This window comes from Amycolatopsis aidingensis, from assembly GCF_018885265.1.
Classification (GTDB): domain Bacteria; phylum Actinomycetota; class Actinomycetes; order Mycobacteriales; family Pseudonocardiaceae; genus Amycolatopsis; species Amycolatopsis aidingensis.
The window spans coordinates 2,999,115-3,021,829 of record NZ_CP076538.1 but is presented as its reverse complement, the minus strand read 5'-3'; the positions used below and the strand labels follow the sequence as shown (position 1 = coordinate 3,021,829).

The following is a 22,715-nucleotide window of genomic DNA, read 5'->3' as shown; positions in this document are numbered from 1 at the left end:
CCCTTGCAGTCCCCGCAGGTGCTGGTGATGTCCGGCAGCCGGAAGTTATGCATGACCCGAAGCTAGACCGGACCCTTGCTGATACGCGAGAAATGTTTCCGAAGTTTCTACCGTTCCACCCGTTCGCGCGGCGGCCCGGAAATCACGGCTCCTCCTCCGGTTCCTCCGGCGCGAGGTCGTCGATCACCTTCTGGATGATCGCCCGTGCCGCCCGGCCATAGCTGGCGTCGGCCGCATGCGCCTCGAACGCCTCCGTGTAGATCTTGATCTCCTGCTCCTGGGTCAGGTTCAGCTCGGCGGAGTAGGTCTCCACAGATACACGGTCGTTATCAAAGAGCCAGAATCCGTGCCGTGGCCCGACCGTGTAAGCGGTGTCGAAGCCGACGATGCCGAGTTGGACGGTGGGCAGAGCGGCCAACGCGATCAACCGGTCCAACTGGCCGAGCATGACCTCCGGCGGACATTTTCGGACTCGCAGCGCCGCCTCGTCCATCACGAAGTGGAAGCGGCGGCCCGGCCGGTACAGGATCTCCTGCCGCCGCATCCGTGCTCGCACCGCATCGTCCGGATCCTCCGGCAGGTTGTGCCTGCGCGCCGCCTCGGCGAGGCGCGCTCTGGCGTATTCGGCGGTCTGCAACAAGCCGGGAACCACCAGCGGCTCGAAGGCACGAATGAGGCGCGTATGCCGCTCGCTCTCGGCAATCTTGTCCTGCAGCGAGTGCAGGCCACCGCGCAACAGCCGATCCCATTCGCCGTGCCGGGTCTCCAGCGTGCGCAGCAACGCGAGTACTGATTCGGTAGCGGCCTCATTCCCGGTGGCTTGGGTCCAACCCCGGATGTCGTCCTCGCTCGGCGACTGTCTGGCGTTCTCCAGCTTGGAGACCTTGGAGGCAGGCCAGGACAACGCCTCCGCAAGCTGCCGACCGGTCAGCCCGGCCTGCTGGCGAAGCTCGCGGAGACGCTGGCCCAGCGCGAGGCGTTCCTCATGGACGCTGGAGACTTGGTTCGTGTTCCTTGGCGAAGTCATCCCGCTGGACAGCGTAGTGCCAGGCCACATCCCGCCAGTAGTTGTGCTGGACGATGGTCTCCGGATCAGTGATCACCTCATGCTGGAGCGGCCGGTCGTCCTCGTCGAAATGCATACGCACCAGCTTCCGCGAGTCGAACAACCAATAATCATGACTGGGCAAGTCAACCCCCTGCGCCGCATCCCGAGTGAGGTACCGGATGTCCTCCCCCGCCGCGATGTTGTCCTGGCAGGACCACAACCCGAACCGGCTGTAGTCGGTCAGCGGAAGGCTCACCACCCGCACACGCTCAAACAGCATCCCGGCCTCGGCCACCTTACGGATATTGTCCATCCAATACTTACCCGAGGTAGGATTGTCGGGCTCACCGGCATGAAATCGACGCACCTCCTCGATCTCGTCGTCCACGTTGTAGCGATCCCGAACCTCCAACCGGAAGGCGGTGTGCTCAAACTCGGTAAATAGCCGCTGAAACTCGTCAACGGAAAGATAGGTGGGACTCATCCAATATCCTCGTTGTGTTTGTTGGCGAATTCATCGCGCTGGATGACGTAGTGCCAGGCCACGTCCCGCCAGTAGTTGTGCTGGACGATCGCCGTCTGATCAGCAATAACCTCGGCACCGAGGAACCGATCATCCTCGTCCTCGAAATGCATGCGCACAAGTTTGCGCGAGTCGAACAGCCAGTAGTCGTGTTGGGGTAGATCTACTCCCTGAGCGGCATCCCGGGCGAGATAGCGGATGTCCTCGCCTGCCGCGATGTTGGTCTGACACGACCAGAGGCCGTACCTGCTGTAGTCGGTGAGCGGAAGACTCACCACCCGCACACGCTCAAACAGCTTTCCAGCGGCGGTCACCTTACGGATATTGTCGAGCCACGACCTCTTCCACACACGACCATCCGGATTATCAGCGAGGAACCGACGGACTGATTCGGCCTCCTCGTCGACGTTATAGCGGTCCCGCACTTCCAGCCGGAATGCGGTGTGTTCGAAATCCGTGAACAACCGTTGGAACTCGTCGGCAGACAGGTAGGCAGGACTCACTTGTCCACCTTCTGCTGGCGCCGCAGGTAGAAGCACAGCACCTATTCCGGGATCTCCACGACCGCCTCGCCGTCCGGTATGGGGCCGATCTCGGCCAGCGCTTCGGGATCGGTCACCACCCACCCTTGCGCGAGATAGGTGCGCCGGTCGGCACGATCGGTAGCGAACAGGGTCGGTGAACCATTGTACTTCGACTCTGGGTCCTTGCCGAGGAACTGAACGCGCATGTTGCCCTCCGATGTGAAACATTGCGGAACTTTCTCCGCGTGGCGGGCCGGGGACGGCGCGTCAACGGGAGCCATGCGAACGGCGTAGCTCTGGCGCGGCAAGTACCGCCGAAGGCGGGTACCGGCCACCCGATCCGGGCAATAACCTCCGCGGCGGCAGACACCCGCTCATCCCGTGGGGGTTCACATGCGTCGCCGGTTGTCCACCGCGTTCGCGCTCGGCATGTCCGCACTACTGCTCGCACCCACCAGCCCCGCGCTGGCCGACCCACCCGGTCCCGGCCAGCCAGGGGAGCACCGGCCGGTGCGCGGACCCTCCGCGCCCGCGGAGCACCGCTTCCTGCAGAAGACCATCCACGGCCAGACCGTGCCGCGGCACGCCTACGCCCAGGCAGCGGACCAGGCGGACCGGGTACCCGCGATCGGCGGCCGGTGGAAGCAGGCCGGGCCGACCAACATCGGCGGCCGGATCGTCTCGCTGGCGCTGGACCCGCAGCGTAAGGACACCGTGTACGCCGCGGCCGCCAGCGGCGGGCTGTGGCGCTCGACCGACGCGGGCCGGACCTTCGAACCCGCCTGGCCGGACGATCTGACCCAGGCCATGGGCGCGGTGGCCACCACCAGCGAGGGCACCCTGTACGTCGGCACCGGCGAACCGAACCCCGGCGGCGGCAGCCTCACCTACGAGGGCACCGGGATCTACCGCTCGGACAACCGGGGCAAGAGCTGGCGCAACGTCGGGCTGCGGGACTCCGGCACGATCGGCGCCATCGCCGTGGACCCGCGGGACGACGACCGGCTGCTGGTCGCGGCGAACGGATCGCTGTACTCCGGCGGCGGGCAGCGCGGCGTGTACCTGACCACCGACGGCGGCCGGTCCTGGCAGCGCACCCTGGACGTGGCGAACGAGTTCACCGGTGCGCCGGAGGTGCTGATCGACCCGGCCGACCCGGACCGGGTGTACGCCGTGCTCTGGGACCACCGGCGCACGCCGGAGAAGCGCACCTACGGCGGGGTCGGCTCCGGGGTGTTCCGCTCGACCGACGGCGGGCTGACCTGGCAGCGGCTCGGCGGCGGGCTGCCCGAGCAGGGTCCGGACGTCGGCCGGATCGGGATCGCGGCCTCGGCCTCCGAACCCGGCAGGCTGTACGCGATCGTGAACCAGACCAGCGGCCCGTTCGCGGGTTTCTACACCTCCGCCGACGCCGGAGAAACCTGGACCCGGCTGCCGGAACCCGACGTGCTGAAGAACTCGCAGTCCAGCTTCGGCTGGTGGTTCGGCAAGCTCTGGGTGGACCCGGACGACTCCCGGCAGGTGCACGTCGCCGGGGTGCCGCTGGTGACCTCCAAGGACGGTGGGCAGACCTGGACCGCGGACAGCACCAGCATCCACGTTGACCAGCACGCGATGGTGTGGGACCCAGACTACCCGTCCCGGGTGTACCTCGGCAACGACGGCGGCGTCTACCGCTCGGACGCGGACGGGCACGGCGGCTGGATCAAGGCCGAGCACGAGCCCTACACCCAGTTCTACAGCGCGGCGATCAGCCCGCAGGACCCCGGCCGGATCTCCGGCGGCACCCAGGACAACGGGTCGCTGCGCTCCTGGAGCGGGCCACGGTTCAACGAGTACCTCGGCGGGGACGGCGAGGAGAACCTGATCAACCCGCGGGACAAGGACAACGTGTTCGCCTGCTACCAGTACGGCAACTGCTTCCGTTCCACCGACGGCGGGGACACGATGTCCTACTTCACCCCGGAGACCACCTCGGACCGACGGAACTGGTTCACCCCGGTGCAGTTCGACCCGAACGATCCGGAGGTCATGTACTACGGCGGGAACCGGCTGAACCGCTCCGCCGACGGCGGGGTGACCTGGGAACCGATCAGCCCCGATCTGACCGGCGGACCCGGCCAGGACGCCTACCCCTACGGCACCATCACCACGGTCGCCGCCGCACCGTCCGATCCGGACACGATCTGGGTGGGCACCGACGACGGCAGGGTATGGCTGACCCGCGACCTCGGGCGGACCTGGACCAAGGTGCTGGAGAACCAGCCGTGGGTGACCAGGATCGCGGTGGACGAGCGGGACGCCGGGACCGCCTACGTCACCCTGTCCGGGTACCGGTCCGGTTCCCCGCTGGCGCATGTGCTGCGCACCAGGGACGGCGGGCAGCGGTGGAGCGACCTTTCCGGCAACCTGCCGGACGCGCCGGTGAACGATGTCGTGCTCGGCGAACACGGCCGGATCTACCTGGCTACCGATCAGGGTGTGTTCGTCGGGTTCCGCTTCTTCCCGGGGTTCTGGCTGCGGCAGGGGCGTGGTCTGCCGGTGGTACCGGTGGACGACATCGAGTACGACCCCGGGCACCGCAGGCTGGTCGCGGCGACCTTCGGCCGCGGGCTGTACGAGCTGCGGGTGCACTAACCCAGCGCGAGCAACCCCGCGACGACCTCGTCCAGCCGTTCGGCCACCACCTGCGGGCGCTGGATGGTGCCGGGTACGCCGCCCTCGAAGCGGGTGGCGAACCCGGCCAGCAGGCCGGCCCGTACCGCTCCGTGCACATCCCAGGAGTGCACGGCCACCAGCGCGGTGCGTTCCGGCGCGCTGCCCGCCTGCTCGCAGGCCCAGTGGTAGACCCTGGCTGGTGGTTTGAAGGAACGGATCGTCTCGGTGGAGAGCACCCCGGCCAGTGACCCGCGCAGGCCCGCCCCGGTCAGCGCGGACTCGGCGACGGCTGCCGAGCCGTGGGTGAAGGCGTAGCAGGGTATCCCGGCCTCGGTGAGCAGTCGCAGCGCCGGATCCGCGTCCGGCTGGGCAGGCAGCTCCGCGAACCCGGCCAGCACATGGTCGATCCGGTCCCGGCTCAGCGTGTGTCCCGAGGTGATCGCCAGCTGCTCGGCGGCCACCTCACGAAACGGTGGGGCCGGTCCTGCCAGGCTGTAGGCCATCCCGTCGCGCAGGGTGCGGGCGAAGAACAGCTCCAGCTCGTGACCCGGCCTGCCCACCTCGACGAACCGGACGCGCAGCGGGTCCAGCTGGAGCAGGGTCTCGAACACGTCGAAGAGCACGACCTCCGGGCGGCTTTCCGGTACCGGCACGTTCATGGGACCAGGATGCCACTGCAGCCGGCACCCGGAGCGGCGCCGTATAGGTCGTTATTCACCCGTCCATGTTCAGGGAGCCGCCTTACCCACCCGTTCGTAGCGCCTGAATCCGATCGGAAACCCGCAGCATCGACCGTCCGGTCTCGAGTATCGTGCTCATCGACGAGACGAACAGTTCCAGGTTTCCTTCCCGCACCGCACGGTCGCAATCGGCGCTCGCCGTCTTGAAGCCTGCCAGTAGTTCCGACCAAGCCGGGTCGACCCCCGGATGGGGCACCGGGAAGTAGTTCTCGGCGTCCCGGACCACTTCCCGGAGGTCAACGCACGCCGGCTGGACTTCCCTGATCGCGACGTCTCGGCGCTCCAGCATCTCACCGGACTGTGCTGCGCGCGCAAGGTCACCGACAGCGTTCGCCATCCGGCCCAGGAGGTCGGCTCCGCCGACCCTGACCCAGGCCTCCACCTGGGCGCGCCGGAGTTCCGGGCCTGCCGGCTCGGCCGTCTCCGGAACAGCGGCCGCGAACATCGCCGTGATCGACTCAGGCGGCGCGGGCGAGGACGACGCGGACAGCGGAAACGGTACCTGTACGGCCACAGCGCCTCCGAACGTCGCGAGGCACACCACCGCGACATAGGCGCGGCGCAGGACCGGCGTGCGCGGGGGCGCAGGCGCCACCTTCCGCCTGTTTCGCGCCGAAGCGGTACCGCGACGCACGGCCACGCCGAGAATCGCCACCAGCACGGCCACGAACAGCCCGGCACCCAGCACGAACGCGAACGCGAGGTTCACCATGGACCATCCGCCGCCCGGCCGCCAGGCGCATACGGGCGTCAGCACGCTCATCGGACGCAGGCAGCCGTCCAGCGAGGCGAAGAGGAACGACCCTGCCAAGCCGAGCAGGCCGGTCGTTCCCGCTACGACCACGGCGGTCAGCAGTCCCCGGCGCCCGGCCACCATACCCACCACGAACGCGGTCACCGCCATCACTCCGACCAGGACCGCGATGAGCGACAACTGGACGACGAGCACCCGTGCCAGGCTCGGGTTCCCGACGGGTGGCTGGCGGAGGTGCAGGTACGCCAGTACTCCCGCGACCGCGGCCCAGGCGGCCGCCCCGCCCGCGAGCGAGGCGAGCACGACAGGCCGGAAGGGCGGCAGACCCACCGCGGGCAACGCCGGTTCGGAATGCCCCGGCAGCGCACTGCGCAGCCAGCGGGGCACACCGGCTCCCCGGATCGTCCAGGCCAGCAGCGGAACCAGCCACTGCCGCGGCCGCCCAGACGAGCACGCTCGGGTCCAGCGACACCAGCACCGTGAACGCCCCGGCGACCGCGGACGGCAGCGTCCCCCCGTCCCCTACCTCGATCAGCTGTTGCAACTTCTCCTGGGGACCGAGGATCGACAACGGCAGGTCCGCGAACCAGAAGCCGCGGTGCTGCCACCAGAGAAACCAGAAGGCGAACACCAGCCAGGTCGCCACCATCCCCAGCAGGGTGACGGAGCGCAGCGTCCGCCCGCGCCAGGCCCGGATCCACAACTGCGCGCACTGGCTGGTCCAGCAGGTGACCACGACCGCAACGGCGGGCAGCACCAGCAGGGCCGCCGGTTGGGTCGGCAGCCATTGGTTGCCGCTGAGCCGGCCGGCCAGCACCTCGCCGACCAGTAATCCACCACCGAGCCAGCAACCCGCTCGCAGACCCAGTGGCGCCTCGCGTCCGGTGAGCACGGCGTAGGCGGCCGCCCGCCACAGGGCCGTTCCGACCGCCGCGATGGTCAGCCCGGCGACCAGTGACGCGAACGAGGTGCTGAGCCATGCCATCGCGTCGCCGGGCGGAAAGGACGAAACCCCGAGATCGGACACGATGATCGAGGCGGCGGAACCGGTGAGGAACAACGAAAGCGGGTGCACCCGGAACAGCTCGGCCGGGTCACCGAGGGAGTATCTCCGCAGGTCCCAGGTCGGGTGCGACCGCCAGACCTCCGCGAAGGCGGCCACCGCGCTGCGCACCGGACCCCGCTGGTCCTTCCGCCCGTGCCAGCCCGCCGGTTCGGCGCCCCAGCGAGCGGCGGTCAGATCCGCGTAGATTTCCCGCCTGCGCAGGATGTCGGCACGAGTCAGGTAGACCAGCACCACCAGAAATGCCGTGGCGAGCACGTCCCGAGCCCGGAACACCACGGCGAACCGGAACTCCACGGGGCGCGACTGAAACAGCTCCCACGCCTCGAAAGCGAGGTAAGGCGTCAGGACCGCGAACAGGCAGACCCGCCACAACGCCACGGTCGCGAAGGTGAGGTTGACGTCCCCGCTTCGGATGTGCGCGAGCTCGTGCAGGACCACCGCACGGAAGGCCGCCGGGTCCGAGGACCTGCGTGCGAGCAGGCCGCCATGCAGGCACACCGTGTACCGCCGCAGCCGCCCGAAGACCACCGCGCTGGACGTGGCGGCCGTGGGATCGACGACGAACCGCGGCGTCCTGGCCAGGCCGGCGGTGGCCACCAGTTCCGCCATCAGCTCCCGCAGGTCACCCCGTGGATCCACCGCTTCCAGCGGCACGACCCGGCGACCGCGCGCCTTCCACGCCGGTATCGCCCAGTACAGCGCAACCGCGGCGCCGAGCAGCAGGACGAGGACACCCGGCACGATCCATCCCGGCGGCGAGGACTGGTTGTCACACGCAAGATAGGCGGCGTCTGTTTGGGTGCGGGCGATGACGGAGAACATGTTCGCGTCCGGATCCACTCCGGCCGCCAGGATGCACATGAGCTGGCGATCGCCGTAGTCGGCGAAGCCACCGACGATCGCCGACCAGGTGGAGGTGCTGACCACAAGCACCAGGGCGAGCAGCAGCAGGAACCGCGAGGTGGTGCCGGCGCCGATGATACGCTCGTCCACGCGGTGGGTGGGTGCGCCGGACACCGGACCGGCCTGCTTACTGTCGGCTACCGCCATCGTCATCACCGGCAACCAGCCGTGCCGCGACGGCGTTCGCCAGCCTGGTCGTCTCGTCCGGGTCGAGCCCCTGTTCTGCGGCCAGCTCCCGCACCCTGCTGCACACGTGGTCGATCTGTTCCGCGGTCATGCGGGGCAGAACGGCGGGCGCGGACGGGCGCCGGAGGAGTCTGCGGAGGCCCCGTTTGGCCCGGCCCGCCACACCGTCCACAGCGGAACCGACGATATGGCGTACGGCCTCGTCCAGCGCGGCCCAGACCACCGGGCTCAGCAGCACCGCGATCTCGTCCACGCCGAAACCCAATGGTTCGCGCCGGTTGCGGCCCCGCACCAGCATCCGGACGGCATGCTCGTCGTCGAAGCGGGCCACGGCATCCAGCAGCGGCAGCTCATCGGGCGCCAACTCGCCGACGACATCCCGCACCACATCACGTACGCGTACGCCATCCGCGTCGGATCTCAGCGGAGAACTCAGCACAATCACCCCACGCCTATGGATCGCAGCTCGCCGCGTCCGGGCGAGCACCCAGCGTCAGGAGTGTAGCGGCAGCAGGCGAAGCTCCGGGCCGGAATCGGAGACTTCGACTGACCGCTGGGTCACAGCTTCTTGAAGTAGCGGGAAATCGGCATCTGCACGAAACCGGCCCGCTCGTAGGTCCGGCGCGCCGGTGCGTGCCCGGGATCGCCGCCGGTCTCCACCATCGCCAGCGCCATCCCGTTGTCGGTGAACCATCGCAGCGCCTGCGAGGTCAGCAGCCCCCCGATGCCGCCGCCCTGGTGGTCCGGGTCGACGGCGATCATGTAGACCTCGCCCAGCTTCTCCTGCTGGTCGAGGCGGGCCGCCACGAACCCGGCGACCACCGTGTCCAGCTCGGCGACCCAGACGTGCATTCCGGCGGTGTCGCACGCCTCCCGCACGGCCCGTTCCTGGTCGGAGCGCCAGTCCGGATGCATCCGGGCATAGACGCCGGAGTCGCCGAGCACCCCCTCGATGGAGGCGAACACAGGCGCCCAGGCCCGCAACGACAGCTCCACCACGGCATCCTGGTCGCGTTTCCGAAACGGCCGGACGATCGCGTGCATTGCCTCATCGTGTCATCCGCCCGACATACTTGGCGGCATGCTGCCTTGGGATGCCGAACTCGCCGGAAGACTCGACCGCAACACCATCGACTCCACACTGTTGCGGGACAACCCGCTCGGTGACCCGCACGAACGGCCGCTGTGGGTGTACGTCCCGCCGGGTTACGCGGACAGCCCCGAAGCCAGGTACCCCACGGTGTACGTGATCCAGGGCTACACCGGGCACGTGTCGATGTGGGCCAACCGCACCCCGTTTCGCCAGCCGTTCCTGGAGACCGCCGACGCCGTGTTCGCCGATGGCCGCGTGCCCGGCTGCATCGTGGTGTACGTGGACGCCTGGACCACCTACGGCGGCTCGCAGTTCGTGGACTCGCCGGGAACCGGCCGGTACCACTCGTACCTGTGCGAGGAGATCGTTCCCTGGGTGGACGAGCGCTACCGCACCATCCCCGACCGGGAGTCCCGTGCGATCGCGGGCAAGTCCTCCGGCGGGTTCGGCGCGATGATCACGCCGATGCTGCGGCCGGACCTGTTCGGCGCGCTGGCCACGCACGCCGGGGACACCCTGTACGAGCTGAGCTACATCCCCGACTTCGGGAAGGCGGCCCGCGCCCTGCGGGAGTACGACCACGACATCATGCGCTGGTGGGCGGATTTCCGTTCCCGCCCGGCTTTCACCAGGCAGCACGACGTCACCCTGCTGAACCTGCTCGGCGTGTCGGCCTGCTTCTCGGCACGCCAGGACGGCACGCCCGAGCTGCCGTTCGATCCGGTGTCCGGGGCACCCCGGCCGGAGCCGTGGCAGCGGTGGCTGGACTGGGACCCGGTGCGGATGGTGCCCCGGTACGCCGAGGCGCTGCGCTCGCTGCGGGCGGTGTGGATCGACTCGGGCACCTGGGACGAGCACTACCTCGACCTCGGGGCGGAGGCGTTCCGGGCCGGGCTGACCACCATCGGGATGCCGGCGGACCGGGTGTACTTCGAGCTGTTCGACGCGGGCCACGCCGGGATCGACTACCGCTACCCGCTCTCCCTGGCCTGGCTGGCCGAGCGGCTGGCCCGCTGAACCGGCCGCAACCCGTTTCCGGCACCGGAGCCGTGGAAGGCGGCGCGGTAGCTGTTCGGGCTGGTGCCGACGATGCGTTTGAAGCGCTCCCGGAAAGCCGTCGGCGAGCCGAACCCGACCTGGCCCGCGATCCGGTCGATGGGATGATCGGTGGCCTCGAGCAGGTGCTGTGCCTGCCGGATACGGGCGCGCAGCAGCCATTGCAGCGGCGTGGTTCCGGTCTGCTCACGGAAGCGGCGGTTGAGGCTGCGGGTGCTCATGCCAGCCTGAGCCGCGATGTCCTCCAGGGTGAGTTCCGTTGCGGCGTGGTCCTCCATCCAGCGCAGCAGGGGTTCCAGCACGGAGCCACGGGGTGTGGGCGGCTGGTCGTGCACGATGAACTGGGCCTGCCCGCCCTCCCGTTCCAGCGGCATCACCGACAACCGCGCGGCGTCGGCCGCGACCGCGGAGCCGTAGTCCCTGCGGATCAGGTGCAGGCACAGGTCCAACCCGGCGGCGGCTCCTGCCGAGGTGAGCAGTTGCCCGTTGTCCACGTAGAGCACATCCGGGTCCACCTCGATCGCGGGATGGCGGGCGGCAAGGTCCGCAGCGGCAAGCCAGTGGGTGGTCGCGCGGTGCCCGTCGAGCAGCCCGGTGGCGGCGAGAACGAACGCGCCGGAGCAGATCGAGGCGATCCGGGTACCGGCCGCGGCGGCCCGGCGCAGGGCGTCCAGCACCTCCCAGGGGACCGCGGCGGTGCCGGTGCAGCCGGGCAGGATGATGGTGTCCGCCTCGGCCAGCGCCGGCAGGCCGTACGGCGCGCGCAGGGTGAACGCCCCGGCGTCCACTGTCGGCGCGGGCGCGCAGATCCGGACCCGGTAGGCGGCACGGCCGTCCGGCAGCCGGGTGCGGGTGAACACCTCGATCGGCGTGGCCAGGTCGAACGGGATCACCGTGTCCAGCGCGAGGACCGCCACCGTGTGCATGGCGACAACCTAGGTCACCACCTGGTTCCTGCCAAGCCGCTGGCCAGCCACACCAAACGTCTCGCACGGTTTGGCCAGTTGGCTGGAATGTGCCGGAAAGTGGCAATCCAGCCCGTTCCCGGTCCAGGTGCGACTGGCTAGCGTCGGCCGCACCGAGAAACCAGGAGGAACCGGTGGGGGCACACCCGTGACGAAAATCCTGCTGTCGATCCATGTGTTGGCCGCGATCATCGCGATCGGCCCGGTCACGGTGGCGGCCAGCATGTTTCCGGCGACGACGCGCCGGGTGCTGGCGGCGGTCCAGGTCGAACGCGACCTCGCCGTGCTGCGCACGCTGCACCGCATCTGCCGGGTCTACGCCGCGATCGGGATCGTGGTCCCGGTGTTCGGGCTGGCCACCGCGACCAGCCTGGGGGTGCTGGGCGATGCCTGGCTGATCGTGTCGATCGGGCTGACCGTGGCCGCGGCCGCCGTGCTCGTGCTGCTGGTCCTGCCGCGACAGGAACGCATTCTCGCCGGCCTCGGCTCGCCAGGGCGGGCCAAGGAGCTGGACCGGGCGACACCGGCGCGGCTGGCGATGCACACCGGAATGTTCAACCTGCTGTGGGTCGTGGTCACCGTGCTGATGATCGTCCGGCCCGGATCGACCACGGGGGTATGACGGTGGATTCCCCGATGTCGTCCTGGCGGCTGCTGCGCATCGCGGCCGGGGTGGAACTGCTGTCCCTCGCCGTGCTGCTGGTCAATCTCGCCACCGTGCACTGGTCCGCGGTGTCCTCGCTGATCGGGCCGGCACACGGATGCGCGTACCTGTTCGTCATCGTGCTCACCGCGCGGCTGAGCCGGGCCACCACACGGATGCGTCTGACCGCGCTGATTCCGGCGATCGGCGGCCTGCTCGTTCTCCGGAATGGGCGCGGTCAAATGTTCCCGAAACCGAACGGCGGATAGCGGAACATCGCCATTTTGCGGCATTCTCCAGGGAATGAGGCGGGCATGGCGGTACCGCGCCAGGGCGGCGCTGATCACGATCCCGGTCGCGGCAGGTCTCACGCTGGCCGCCGATGTCCCGGCGGCCGCGGACCTGGACTACAACTTCGAATGCAACCAGGTCTTCTACCATTCGTTCCTGATCGACAAACCGCTCAACGGTTTTTCGTGCACCGGGGAAGCCGGCGTCCGAGGCTCGACCATCCTGGATGTTCCACGTGGAAACGCGTACTACTGCCGCACCGTGCGGATATCGGATCTCGGCGACGAGCCACATGTGTCCGGTCAGTTATGTGAACCGGTCTGATCCGCGCCGCTTCCGGTGCAGCGCGGCCCCGCAACCGAGTGCGAACAGCGCCACGGCGTAGGCGGTGGCCACCGGGTCGAAACCGATCACCGCCACCGCACCGAGCCCGGCCGCGATCAGCATGCCGGAAATCCGCGCGGTCCTGGTCCTGGCCACCCTGGCGAACACCACCGCGGACAACACGTAGAGCAGGAAGAAGTTCTGCCCGGCCACGTGGAACATCGTCGTCGGCGAGAGCAGGCCGGCCGCGGATATGCCGACGACCAGCAGGAACAAACCGGTGGTCGCGACAACCGCCCGGCGCGGGGTGGCGCCCCCGGACAGCACCGACAGCCGCCTCGGCAACAGGCCCTCCCCGGCACTGGAGAAGACCAGCCGCGAGGCACCCCACATCGCGCCGACGAGGTTCGCCGCCAGCACGAGGACCCCGAGCACGGCGACCAGGGAGGCGGCGCCTGGGGAAAGCGCGATCCGGAACAGCTCGGCGATCGGCGCGGTCCCGGTACGCGGCGAAGCCGGGTCCAGCACCGCCTGCACCCCGGCCGCGAGCAGCAGGTACACCCCGACCACGACGACGAAGCTGAGCCCGACGACCCGGGGGAAGTCCCGCCGCGGGTCGCGGTACTCACCGATGGTGAACGCGACGATCTCCCACCCGGTGAATCCGAAGAAGACGATGCCCACCACGGCGAAGCCCGCACTCCAGCCCTCGGCGCTCAGCTGCGGCGGGGTGAACTCGGCCGCCGGACTGGAAAGGCCGATCACCCCGACGATGGCCAGGGCGAGGGTCAGCACCATGGCCAGCACCGTCTGCACCCTCGAGGACAGCGCGCCACCGCCGAGCAGCACCCCGGCCCCGAGCAGCAGCAGGACAATCGCGCCGATCCACGCGGAGTTCGCGGCCCAGCCGAACACCGCGGCCAGGTAGGCGCCGCCGCTGAGGGCGATCGCGGGCATGCCGAGGCCGAAGGTGCCGATCAGCACGACCTCCACCCCCGCGGCACTGACCCGCCCGAAGGTGGCACGGACGAAGCCGGCGATCCCGCCTGCGGACGGGTACCTCGCGCCGAGGCTGGCGAAGACGGCGAGCAACGGAACGGTGATCAACGCCGCCAGCACCCAGCCGAGGAAGGCACTGTTCCCGGCCGCACGGAGCGCGGCCCCTGGCAGCGCCAGCACCCCACCGCCGACCACCGTGGTGATCGCCAGCGCGACCGCGGGTCCGAGACCGAGGTGCCTGCTCAGCCGCGCGGGCGGCGCGATACTCACCTGATCGCTCACGTGTCGACCGTGGCAGGGGTCGACAGTTTAGTGAAGCGACATTTTCTAAGCAGATCACGGTAGCGTTGCTTACATGAACTTCGACCGGCTCCAGGTGCTGCACGCGGTCGCGATCCACGGTTCGGTCAGTGCCGCGGCCGCGGCGTTGCATCTGACCCCATCGGCCGCGTCCCAGCAGCTGGCCAAGCTCGAGCGCGAGGTCGGGCAGCAGCTCCTGGAACGCGACGGCCGCGGCGTCCGGCTCACCGACGCCGCCGCTCGCCTCGCCGAGCACGCCGCCCGCATCCTGACCCTGGTGGAGGCGGCGAAGGCCGACCTGGACGGCCGTCGCGGGGCGGTGTTCGGAACGCTCGGCATCGCCGCGTTCGCCACCGCGGCACGCGGGCTACTGCCACGGGTGATGAGCGAGCTCGGCCAGGCCTACCCCGAGCTCACCGTGCAACTGCACGAGCGGGAGCCGGGCGAGGCCATTGCGCTGGTGGACCGGGGAACCGTGGACATCGCCATCGCGCAGGACTGGTCACCGACGCCGCTGACCCTGCCGGCGAACCTGACCAGGACGAGGCTGTTCGACGACCATGCCGATCTCGCGCTGCCGTCCGGCCATCCGCTGGCGGGACGGGACGTGGTGGAACTCGATGAGATCGCCTGCGAAAGCTGGATCAGCTGGCCGCACGGATCGATCTGTCACGAATGGCTGATCCGGACGCTGCGGCACAGCGGCGTGCAGCCCCGGATCGCGCACACCGCGGCCGAGCACCCCACCCAGCTGGCACTCGTCGCCCGCGGGCATGGCATCGGGATCGTGCCACGCCTCGGCCGCGACCCGGTGCCCGATGGCGTACGCCTCGTGCCGACCCGGCCCGCGCTGGTCCGCCACATCTACGCGGTGTGGCGGACCGGCGCCACCCGCAGGCCCTCGATCACCGCGGCGTTACGCGCACTCGCCGATGCGGGCCTGCCCGGCTGTCCGGAAACGGCAAACGCGCGCGCGTGAGCGGCAAACACGCGCGCGTGGACGGCAAACACGACTTCTCAGGGCGAGCGCCGGGATGTCGGTGGGGTGTGCGATTCTCGGCTCCATGCGGATTGCCACCTGGAACGTGAACTCCATCGGTGCCCGGCTGCCCCGGTTGCGTGCCTGGCTCGAGTCGGCGGCCCCGGACGTACTGTGCGTGCAGGAGCTCAAGTGCGCCGACGAGGCGTTCCCGCGGGAACAGCTGGCCGAGCTCGGCTACGCCTCCGCCAGCTACGGGCTCGGCCGGTGGAACGGGGTGGCGGTGCTGTCCAGGGTGGGGATCGAGGACGTGACCCGCGGGCTGGTCGACGAACCGCGGTACGAGGAGGCCACCGAGCCGAGGGCGATCGGCGCGACCTGCGGCGGGGTGCGGGTGTGGTCGGTCTACGTGCCGAACGGGCGCGAGCCGGATCACCCGCACTACCAGTACAAGCTGCGCTGGCTGGAGGCGTTGCGCGCCACCGTGGCCGCGGAGACCGCGGGCACCGACCGGCCGTTCGCGGTGCTCGGCGACTTCAACATCGCCCCCACCGACACCGACGTCTGGGACATCTCGCTGTTCGCCGACTCCACCCACGTCACCGAGGCCGAGCGCAAGGCCCTCGCCGTGCTGCGCGACGCCGGGCTCACCGATGTGCTGCCACGGGCGCTGAAGTACGACCACCCCTACACCTACTGGGACTACCGGGCGCTGGCCTTCCCGAAGAACCGCGGGATGCGGATCGACCTGGTCTACGCCGACGACGCCTTCGCAGCCGCGGTCGGCGACGCCTACGTCGACCGCGAGGAGCGCAAGGGCAAGGGGGCCTCCGACCACGCCCCGGTGGTCGTGGACCTCGAGATCTAGGCGTGGACGCCGAACCCAACCGGGTCGTGCTGGTGGTGGGCGCCATCGGCTGGTTCGCGGTGCCCTACGCCTGCGCGTTCCTGCTGATCGGCTTCACGACCGCGACCTGGGCGCTGGCGCAGGGACTGGCGATGGTGGGCGGGACGGTGCTGCTCGTGCTGCTCGCCTGGCTGGCGCCGCGCTACCTGCTGATCCCGCTGGCGAGCATGGTCGGCACGATCGTCGTGTGGTGGCTGTTCGGCTGGGGCGACGGGGGCTGGCCCGGCCGCCTGCTCGTGGACCGCAGCGAGCCGTGGCTGCTCGCCACGGCGGCGGCCTGGACGGGGGTCCTCGCCGTGGCCGCCTGGCTCAGCCGGGCACATTGGACCGGCTCCCTGCGCGAAATGCTGGACGAGCAGCGGGCCGATGATCAGGTCACCCCGCCCGCGAAGGGGCGCCTGCGGCGGAGGCTGGCCCCGTACCGCACGGCGCTGAACCGGATCGGCACCGGACTGACCATCGCGGTCGCCGTGGTCGCGACGGCGAGCATGCTGTGGCTGACCACGCTGAACATCGGCTACGCCGTGGCGAGCGAACCGGCCACCCTGGACGCGACCATCGACGATGTCGACCGCGACGGGGCGTTCAGCTGGTACGTCACGACCGAGAACGGCAGGCGGGTGCGGCTGCACCAGGACGACGCCATCGCGCGGGACCGCGACGCGTTCGGCAGGTCACCGGGGAAGGGCGGGCTGTACCGGGGCTGCTACTTCCGCGAGGAGCCGTTGCCCGGCGACCTCGTCACGTTCGCGGGAAGACACGGCCCCTACGGTTTCGCCGTGGACCGGGTACTGAAGGTGTCCCAGGATGGCCGCAGGCTGTGCGACGGCGACCGGGAGCGCGCAAGGCGCGCGGAGCTGCAGCGCGCGGGAGGGTAGCCCGGTTCACTCGCCGCGGGCCTGCTTGTGCAGGCGGCGCAAGGTGCGCACGGCCAGCACGGCCCGCTCGCGGTCCACCGCCTGCACGGCGACCACCGAGTAGTACTCGTCCTCCGGCAGCTCCAGCCGGGCGAAGGAGGCGCCGTCCGGGAAGCTCACCGACAGCACCTCCGCCCAGGAGAACCGCCGGGTGGTGAACACGTTGCGTACCTCGACGCCCTCGCTGTCGGCGCGCACCCGGGGCCGGGTGAACAGCATCGTGGCCCCGGAGAGCAGGATGCCGATGCCGATCATGGCGATCTGGTCGCTGGCCCGGAAGATCACGCCGGTGTCGGAGTCGCGCAGCAGCACCGCCACCGTGACGAACACGGTCAGCAGCACGGCGGCCAGCGGGGTACACATCCAGACCACCCGCCGCGGCCGGAAGGTCACCTGATCCTCGGTCACGGTCGTCACCATCTACACGAAACCTCGTTCGTTCCAGGGCTGGCGCAGCCCACGCAGCACCTGCGCGGTGTCCAGTGCCGCGATGGTCGCCTCCCTGCCCTTGTCCTCCGCGGACTCCGGCAGACCGGCCCTTGCCAGCGCCTGCTCCTCGGTGTCACAGGTCAGCACGCCATTGCCGACCGGGGTGCTCTCGTCCAGCGCCACCCTGGTCAGCCCGGCCGTCACCGCATCGCATACGTACTCGAAATGCGGGGTGCCGCCCCGGATGACCACGCCGAGCGCCACCACGGCGTCATGGGTGCGGGCCAGCGACTGCGCCACCACCGGCAGCTCCACCGCACCCGACACCCGGACCACGGTCGGTTCCTCGCCGAGCTCGGCCGCGCTCGCCACCTTCAGCGCGTTGTCCAGCAGGCTGTCGGTGATCCGCGGGTGCCAGCGGGTGACCACGACGGCCAGCCGCAGGCCGGCGCAGTCGGCGAGGTCCGGCTCGGTTTCCGGTCGCCCTTCAGCGCTCATATTCGGCTCCTCCCGGCTGCGCTCCTCGCCCCGCGGGCCGGACCTGCGATGCTCGCCCGTCGTCGCCTTCACCGCTCATGTTGGGCTCCTGACGGACCGCCGTTGCGCAGCTCACCCAGGTCGGCCCCGACGTCGTCGGCGTGTTCCAGCTGGGCCAGCTCGTGCCCCATCCGGTCCCGCTTGGTCTGCAGGTACCGCAGGTTCTCCGGGTTGGGCGAGATCGGCAGCGGGACCCGGCCCGCGATCCGCAGGCCATAGCCCTCCAGCCCGACCCGCTTGGCCGGGTTGTTGGTGAGCAGCCGCATCGACCGCACCCCGAGGTCGCACAGGATCTGCGCACCGGTGCCGTAGTCCCGCGCGTCTGCGGGCACGCCCAGCGCCAGGTTGGCGTCCACGGTGTCCGCCCCGTCGTCCTGCAACTGGTAGGCCTGCAGCTTGTGCAGCAGGCCGATCCCCCGGCCCTCATGACCGCGGATGTAGAGCACGATCCCCCGACCTTCGGCGGCGACCGCCTGCAGCGCGGCCTCCAGCTGCGGGCCGCAGTCGCACCGCAGCGAGCCGAACACGTCGCCGGTGAGGCACTCCGAGTGCACCCGGACCAGGATGTTCTCCCCATCACCGATATCGCCGTATACGAAGGCGATGTGCTCGATCCCGTCCAGCAGGCTGTCGTAGCCGACCGCGCGGAAGGTGCCCGCGGCGAGCGGGATGCGGGCCTCGGCCACCCGCTCGACCTGCTTCTCGGTGCGCCGCCGGTAGGCGATCAGGTCGGCGATGGTGATCAGCCGCAGGTCGTGGTCGGCGGCGAAGACCTCCAGCTCGTCGCGGCGGGCCATATCGCCCTCGTCCTTCTGCGAGACGATCTCGCAGAGCACCCCGGCCGGGGCCAGCCCGGCGAGCCGGGCGAGGTCCACGGCCGCCTCGGTGTGTCCCGGCCTGCGCAGCACGCCGCCGTCCTTGGCGCGCAGCGGGACGACGTGCCCCGGCCTGCGGAAGTCGGCCGCGGTGGACTTCGCGTCGGCCAGCAGCCGGATGGTGTGCGAACGGTCGGCGGCCGAGATACCGGTGGTGATCCCCTGGGCCGCGTCCACGGTCACGGTGTAGGCGGTCCCGCGCTGATCCTGGTTGGCGTGGTACATCGGCGGCAGGTCGAGCCGGTCGCAGTCCGGGCCGGTCAGCGAGACGCACACGTAGCCGGAGGTGTAGCGGACCATGAACGCCAGCAGCTCGGGTGTGGCCTTCTCCGCCGCGAAGATCAGGTCGCCCTCGTTCTCCCGGTCCTCGTCGTCCACCACGATGACCGGGCGGCCTGCCTTGATATCCGCGATGGCCAGGTCGATATCCGCCGCCACACCCACCCCTGCCGGCTCCGCGATCGTTTCCACTGTTTCACTCATGACCATCCTCCGTACCCCCATGATGCTCCTCGGCCTGGCCGGACAGGTGTGCGGAGGCTAGTTTCTCAACGTACTTCGCCAGTACGTCTACTTCGAGGTTGACCAGATCGCCTGGCTCGCGCCTGCCGAGCGTGGTGAGCTCCAGGGTGGTGGGGATGAGCGCGACCTGGAACTCCTCGTCGGAGGTGGCGGCCACGGTCAGCGACACGCCGTCCACCGCGACCGAGCCTTTCTGCACCAGGTACCGGGACAGCGCGGGCGGCATCGCGAAGGTGGCGAGGCCCTGCGGGTCCCGGGAGAGGAACACCCCGGTCCCGTCCACATGCCCCTGCATGATGTGGCCGCCCAGCCGCTCCCCCACCGCCGTGGCCCGCTCCAGGTTCACCCGCTCCCCCGCCTGCAGCTTGGCCATGCTGGACCGCTGCAAGGTCTCGTGCACGACGTCGACACTGAACTCGCCCCCGGCCACCTCGACCACGGTCAGGCAGACCCCGTTCACGGCGATGGAGTCACCGTGCGCGGCGTCCTCGGTCACCCTGGGTCCCCGTACCCGTACCCGCGCCGCGTTCGGCAGCTGCTCGACGCCGGTGACCTCGCCGAGCTCCTCGACAATGCCGGTGAACACCAAACTACTCCTCTCCGGCGCGGGCCGGTACGGCGGAGATCCGCACGTCGTTTCCACTCATGGTGACCCCTTCGACGGCCCAGCGGTGTGCTTCGGTGATGGTCGACACGCCCGCGTCGCCGAGCGCCGCCGGACCCGCGCCGAGCAGGGCGGGCGCGACGAAGGCGAGGATCCGGTCGATCCGGCCGGCCGCGGCGAACCCGCCTGCCAGCCGCGGCCCGCCCTCCAGCAGCACGTCCACCACGCCGCGCCCGGCGAGCTCGGTGAGCACCGCATCCGGGTCACGCGTGCGCAGCACCACCGTGGGTGCCGCGGCGTCCAGCACCCTGGCGCCGTCCGGCAGCGCGCCGGTGCCGACCACGACCCGCAGCGGCTGGTGGTCGGCAAGGCGGCCGCCCGCGGTGCGCGCGGTGAGCGCGGGGTCGTCGGCGCGCACCGTCCCGGTGCCGACCACGATCGCGTCGGCCTTGGCCCGCACGGTGTGCACCTCGGCCCTGGACTCCGGCCCGGAGATCCACCTGCTGGTCCCGTCGGCCGCGGCGCTCCTCCCGTCGAGGGTGGCGGCGTACTTCCAGGTCACATGCGGTCGCCCGGTGCGGGCGTAGTGCAGCCAGGCGCGCAGTGGGCCGGTCTCGGCCTCGCCTGCCAGCAGGCCGCCCTCGGCCCGCACCCCGGCGGCGAGCAGGGCCCGTACCCCGCCACCGGCGACCGGGTTCGGATCGGCCACGGCGTAGTACACGGCGCGTACTCCGGCGGCGAGCAGCGCCTCCGCGCACGGCGGGGTACGCCCGTGGTGCGCGCAGGGTTCGAGCGTCACCACCGCGGTGCCGCCCCGCGCGCGCTGCCCGGCGTGTCGCAGCGCCACCACCTCGGCATGCGGGCCGCCGGGCGGCTGGGTGGCGCCCTGCCCGGCCACGACACCCTTCGCGTCCAGGATCACCGCCCCGACCGGCGGGTTCGGGCTGGTCCAGCCGCGGGCCGACTCGCTCAGCGCGAGGGCGGCCCGCATGGCCCGCTCCAGCCGCGCGCGTTCGTTCATCGCCTCAGCGCCCACTCCCCGAGCGCACCTCAGTGCTCATACGCCGCGGCCGCCTGCGCCCGCAGTGCCGCGACGGCGCGGCCGGGGTCCCCGGCTCCGTACACGGCCGACCCGGCCACGAAGCAGTCCACCCCGGCCTCGGCGGCCTGCTCGATGGTGTCGGCGTTGATCCCGCCGTCGATCTCCACCAGCACCCGCAGATGCCCGGTCTGCACCAGCCTGCGCGCGGTGCGCACCTTCGCCAGCACCTCGGGGATGAAGGACTGCCCGCCGAACCCCGGCTCCACGGACATCACCAGCAGGGTGTCGTAGTGCTTGAGCACCTCGAGGTGGTCCTCGAGCGGGGTGCCCGGTTTGACCGACAGCCCCGCCTTGGCACCGGCGGCACGCAGGTCCTTCGCGATCCGGACCGGGTCGTGCGCGGCCTCGGCGTGCACCGTCACGTTGTACGCACCGGCCTCGGCGTATCCCGGTGCCCACCGGTCCGGGTTCTCGATCATCAGGTGGCAGTCCAAGGGCACGTCACTGACCTTCTCCAGTGCCTGCACCACCGGCAATCCGAGGGTCAGGTTGGGCACGAAATGCCCGTCCATGACGTCCACGTGCACCCAGTCCGCCCGCTCCTGTCCGGTACCGGCGACAGCGGCGATCTCCTCGCCGAGGCGGGCGAAGTCGGCGGAAAGGATGCTCGGTGCGATCAGTGGTCGATGGGACACGGCCGCAACCTACCAAGCCGACCTTGCCCCCACTGCTGTGAGTGGCCCGTTTCCCTGCATTTCGCAGTGAACGGGCCACTCGCTGCAGTCATGGCGCGAGCAGGCGCTCGACCGCACGGGCGCTCCCCCAGGACAGGCTGACGCCCTCGCCACCGTGCCCGTAGTTGTGCACCACCCTGGTGGTCCCGATCCGTTCCTGCTCCAGCCGGACGCTCTCCCGGCCCGGCCGTAACCCGACCAAGTGATCGAGCACCTCGGCCCCGGCGAACCGTGGCTCGATCCGCGCGCAGCGGCGCAGGATCCCCTCCGCCACCGCTGGGTCCGGCTCCAGGCTCCAGTTCCCAGGCTGGCTGACCCCGGCCAGCAGCACCCGGTCGCCATGCGGGAAGAAACCGGTCCACTCGGTGCCGGGCACGGCCTCGATGTAGAAGTGCCCGACGCCGGGGTTGCGCACCACCACGTGCTGGCCGCGCACCGGCCACACCCCGGCATCGCCCGCGAGCCCGCCTGCGGCCACCCCGGTGCAGTTGACCACCACCGGTGCGGCGGCGGCCGCCTCGGCGAGGTCGCGCACCGTCCGCCGCCGCAGGTCGGCACCGGCCTCGGCCAGCCGGGCGCACAGGAAGTCCAGGTAGACCGGCAGGTCGATCATCGGAACCCGGGCCCACAGCCCGGCGCGCATGCCGGGCGGCAGCTCCTCGGGACGGCACGGCCGCATCTCGGGCAGGTGGGCCGCCCATGGCGGCGGCTCCGTCCACTGGTCGGACACCTCGAGCCCCCATTCCGGATGCACCCCCGTGCCCGCCGGCCCGGCAAGCGCGGACAGCTCGGCGAGGGTGACCCGGCTCCATTCGAGATCACGTGGAGTGAGGCCGGGAACCCACAGCCCGCTGGCCACCGCCGAGGTGGTCTCGGCCGGCAGCCGCTGCGCCCACACCCGCACCCGGTGGCCGGCCTCGGCAAGGCACACGGCCGTGCTCAGCCCGATGACCCCGGCCCCGAGTACCAGCACGTCGGGGCGGGTTTCGCCGACGAAACGACCGCTCATGCGGCCACGCTAGCGGAGGGTGTACGCACCGCAGTTGGAGCACGGTCACCATGCCGTTACCTGGTGGTGTGCGACACACACCGCGCA

At 70.4% G+C, this 22,715-nt stretch carries 26 protein-coding genes; 8 read left to right on the top strand and 18 right to left on the bottom strand.

Going from position 1 to position 22,715, the window contains the following annotated elements:
- Positions 1-142: 142 nt before the first annotated feature.
- The 4 genes from KOI47_RS14285 to KOI47_RS14270 are packed head-to-tail and all read right to left on the bottom strand — an operon-like array spanning position 143 to position 2,301.
- The gene (locus tag KOI47_RS14285; RefSeq protein WP_216216442.1) at positions 143-1,027 is read right to left on the bottom strand and encodes a helix-turn-helix domain-containing protein; all 885 of its coding nucleotides are present in this window, start codon (positions 1,025-1,027) and stop codon (positions 143-145) included.
- Complete coding sequence (locus KOI47_RS14280; protein WP_216216441.1) at positions 984-1,532, bottom strand: DUF6879 family protein; 549 nt, start codon at positions 1,530-1,532, stop codon at positions 984-986. The genes KOI47_RS14285 and KOI47_RS14280 overlap by 44 nt, the downstream gene beginning before the upstream one ends.
- On the bottom strand, positions 1,529-2,074 hold the full coding sequence (locus KOI47_RS14275) for a DUF6879 family protein (RefSeq protein WP_232376735.1): 546 nt from the start codon (positions 2,072-2,074) through the stop codon (positions 1,529-1,531). The genes KOI47_RS14280 and KOI47_RS14275 overlap by 4 nt, the downstream gene beginning before the upstream one ends.
- A gap of 41 nt (positions 2,075-2,115) precedes the next feature.
- Positions 2,116-2,301 carry a hypothetical protein gene (locus KOI47_RS14270; protein WP_216216440.1) on the bottom strand — a complete coding sequence of 62 codons (186 nt, stop codon included), beginning with the start codon at positions 2,299-2,301 and terminating at the stop codon, positions 2,116-2,118.
- Between the two features lie 187 nt (positions 2,302-2,488).
- On the opposite strand from KOI47_RS14270, the gene KOI47_RS14265 reads away from it, so the two are divergent.
- Entirely contained in the window at positions 2,489-4,732 is a 2,244-nt protein-coding gene (locus KOI47_RS14265) for a WD40/YVTN/BNR-like repeat-containing protein (RefSeq protein WP_232376734.1), read from the top strand.
- Here KOI47_RS14265 and KOI47_RS14260 read toward each other — a convergent pair.
- From KOI47_RS14260 to KOI47_RS14240, 5 genes are all read right to left on the bottom strand, one after another.
- The gene (locus tag KOI47_RS14260; RefSeq protein WP_216216439.1) at positions 4,729-5,412 is read right to left on the bottom strand and encodes an HAD family hydrolase; all 684 of its coding nucleotides are present in this window, start codon (positions 5,410-5,412) and stop codon (positions 4,729-4,731) included. The genes KOI47_RS14265 and KOI47_RS14260 overlap by 4 nt on opposite strands.
- An 82-nt stretch (positions 5,413-5,494) precedes the next feature.
- Positions 5,495-5,938, bottom strand: a complete 444-nt coding sequence (locus KOI47_RS14255) for a hypothetical protein (protein ID WP_216216438.1) — start codon at positions 5,936-5,938, stop codon at positions 5,495-5,497.
- A 13-nt stretch (positions 5,939-5,951) separates the two neighbouring features.
- Complete coding sequence (locus KOI47_RS14250) at positions 5,952-8,306, bottom strand: M48 family metalloprotease (RefSeq protein ID WP_216216437.1); 2,355 nt, start codon at positions 8,304-8,306, stop codon at positions 5,952-5,954.
- Between the two features lie 37 nt (positions 8,307-8,343).
- Complete coding sequence (locus tag KOI47_RS14245) at positions 8,344-8,787, bottom strand: hypothetical protein (RefSeq protein WP_216216436.1); 444 nt, start codon at positions 8,785-8,787, stop codon at positions 8,344-8,346.
- Between the two features lie 173 nt (positions 8,788-8,960).
- Positions 8,961-9,446: a GNAT family N-acetyltransferase gene (locus tag KOI47_RS14240; RefSeq protein ID WP_216216435.1), complete on the bottom strand. Its 486-nt coding sequence runs from the start codon at positions 9,444-9,446 to the stop codon at positions 8,961-8,963.
- A gap of 37 nt (positions 9,447-9,483) precedes the next feature.
- Here KOI47_RS14240 and KOI47_RS14235 point away from each other — a divergent pair, with 37 nt between their 5' ends.
- A complete protein-coding gene (locus KOI47_RS14235) occupies positions 9,484-10,512 on the top strand; it encodes an alpha/beta hydrolase (RefSeq protein ID WP_216216434.1) in 1,029 nt (342 codons plus the stop codon).
- Here the strand turns inward: KOI47_RS14235 and KOI47_RS14230 are convergent.
- Complete coding sequence (locus KOI47_RS14230) at positions 10,467-11,477, bottom strand: GlxA family transcriptional regulator (RefSeq protein WP_216216433.1); 1,011 nt, start codon at positions 11,475-11,477, stop codon at positions 10,467-10,469. The genes KOI47_RS14235 and KOI47_RS14230 overlap by 46 nt on opposite strands.
- A gap of 187 nt (positions 11,478-11,664) precedes the next feature.
- On the opposite strand from KOI47_RS14230, the gene KOI47_RS14225 reads away from it, so the two are divergent.
- From KOI47_RS14225 to KOI47_RS14215, 3 genes are read left to right on the top strand one after another with little or no spacing between them, the layout of a single operon-like run.
- Positions 11,665-12,138, top strand: coding sequence for a DUF2269 family protein (locus KOI47_RS14225; protein ID WP_216216432.1), 474 nt, complete (start codon positions 11,665-11,667; stop codon positions 12,136-12,138).
- Positions 12,135-12,428: a DUF3817 domain-containing protein gene (locus tag KOI47_RS14220; protein WP_232376733.1), complete on the top strand. Its 294-nt coding sequence runs from the start codon at positions 12,135-12,137 to the stop codon at positions 12,426-12,428. Before KOI47_RS14225 ends, KOI47_RS14220 begins: the two co-directional genes overlap by 4 nt.
- Positions 12,429-12,462: 34 nt before the next feature.
- Positions 12,463-12,774 (top strand): hypothetical protein, encoded by a 312-nt coding sequence (locus tag KOI47_RS14215; RefSeq protein WP_216216431.1) that lies wholly within the window; start codon positions 12,463-12,465, stop codon positions 12,772-12,774.
- Here the strand turns inward: KOI47_RS14215 and KOI47_RS14210 are convergent.
- The gene (locus tag KOI47_RS14210) at positions 12,757-14,055 is read right to left on the bottom strand and encodes an APC family permease (RefSeq protein WP_216216430.1); all 1,299 of its coding nucleotides are present in this window, start codon (positions 14,053-14,055) and stop codon (positions 12,757-12,759) included. The genes KOI47_RS14215 and KOI47_RS14210 overlap by 18 nt on opposite strands.
- Positions 14,056-14,128: 73 nt before the next feature.
- On the opposite strand from KOI47_RS14210, the gene KOI47_RS14205 reads away from it, so the two are divergent.
- The 3 genes from KOI47_RS14205 (at position 14,129) to KOI47_RS14195 (ending at position 16,837) form a co-directional block, all read left to right on the top strand.
- Positions 14,129-15,052, top strand: coding sequence for a LysR family transcriptional regulator (locus tag KOI47_RS14205; protein WP_216216429.1), 924 nt, complete (start codon positions 14,129-14,131; stop codon positions 15,050-15,052).
- Between the two features lie 85 nt (positions 15,053-15,137).
- The gene (locus KOI47_RS14200; RefSeq protein WP_216216428.1) at positions 15,138-15,920 is read left to right on the top strand and encodes an exodeoxyribonuclease III; all 783 of its coding nucleotides are present in this window, start codon (positions 15,138-15,140) and stop codon (positions 15,918-15,920) included.
- A 2-nt stretch (positions 15,921-15,922) separates the two neighbouring features.
- Positions 15,923-16,837, top strand: a complete 915-nt coding sequence (locus KOI47_RS14195; protein ID WP_216216427.1) for a hypothetical protein — start codon at positions 15,923-15,925, stop codon at positions 16,835-16,837.
- A gap of 6 nt (positions 16,838-16,843) precedes the next feature.
- Here the strand turns inward: KOI47_RS14195 and KOI47_RS14190 are convergent, their stop codons facing one another.
- The 7 genes from KOI47_RS14190 to KOI47_RS14160 all read right to left on the bottom strand — a co-directional run bounded on the left by KOI47_RS14190 (position 16,844) and on the right by KOI47_RS14160 (position 22,628).
- A complete protein-coding gene (locus tag KOI47_RS14190) occupies positions 16,844-17,296 on the bottom strand; it encodes a PH domain-containing protein (protein ID WP_216216426.1) in 453 nt (150 codons plus the stop codon).
- Positions 17,297-17,803, bottom strand: a complete 507-nt coding sequence (gene ribH, locus KOI47_RS14185) for a 6,7-dimethyl-8-ribityllumazine synthase (RefSeq protein ID WP_216216425.1) — start codon at positions 17,801-17,803, stop codon at positions 17,297-17,299.
- 68 nt (positions 17,804-17,871) lie between these two features.
- Positions 17,872-19,200 carry a bifunctional 3,4-dihydroxy-2-butanone-4-phosphate synthase/GTP cyclohydrolase II gene (locus tag KOI47_RS14180; RefSeq protein WP_216216424.1) on the bottom strand — a complete coding sequence of 443 codons (1,329 nt, stop codon included), beginning with the start codon at positions 19,198-19,200 and terminating at the stop codon, positions 17,872-17,874.
- Positions 19,193-19,825, bottom strand: coding sequence for a riboflavin synthase (locus tag KOI47_RS14175; RefSeq protein WP_216216423.1), 633 nt, complete (start codon positions 19,823-19,825; stop codon positions 19,193-19,195). Before KOI47_RS14175 ends, KOI47_RS14180 begins: the two co-directional genes overlap by 8 nt.
- Before the next feature lie 4 nt (positions 19,826-19,829).
- Positions 19,830-20,864: a bifunctional diaminohydroxyphosphoribosylaminopyrimidine deaminase/5-amino-6-(5-phosphoribosylamino)uracil reductase RibD gene (gene ribD / locus KOI47_RS14170; protein ID WP_216216422.1), complete on the bottom strand. Its 1,035-nt coding sequence runs from the start codon at positions 20,862-20,864 to the stop codon at positions 19,830-19,832.
- Between the two features lie 29 nt (positions 20,865-20,893).
- Complete coding sequence (gene rpe / locus KOI47_RS14165; RefSeq protein WP_216217305.1) at positions 20,894-21,565, bottom strand: ribulose-phosphate 3-epimerase; 672 nt, start codon at positions 21,563-21,565, stop codon at positions 20,894-20,896.
- A 103-nt stretch (positions 21,566-21,668) separates the two neighbouring features.
- Positions 21,669-22,628: an FAD-dependent oxidoreductase gene (locus KOI47_RS14160; protein WP_232376732.1), complete on the bottom strand. Its 960-nt coding sequence runs from the start codon at positions 22,626-22,628 to the stop codon at positions 21,669-21,671.
- Positions 22,629-22,715 lie beyond the last annotated feature (87 nt).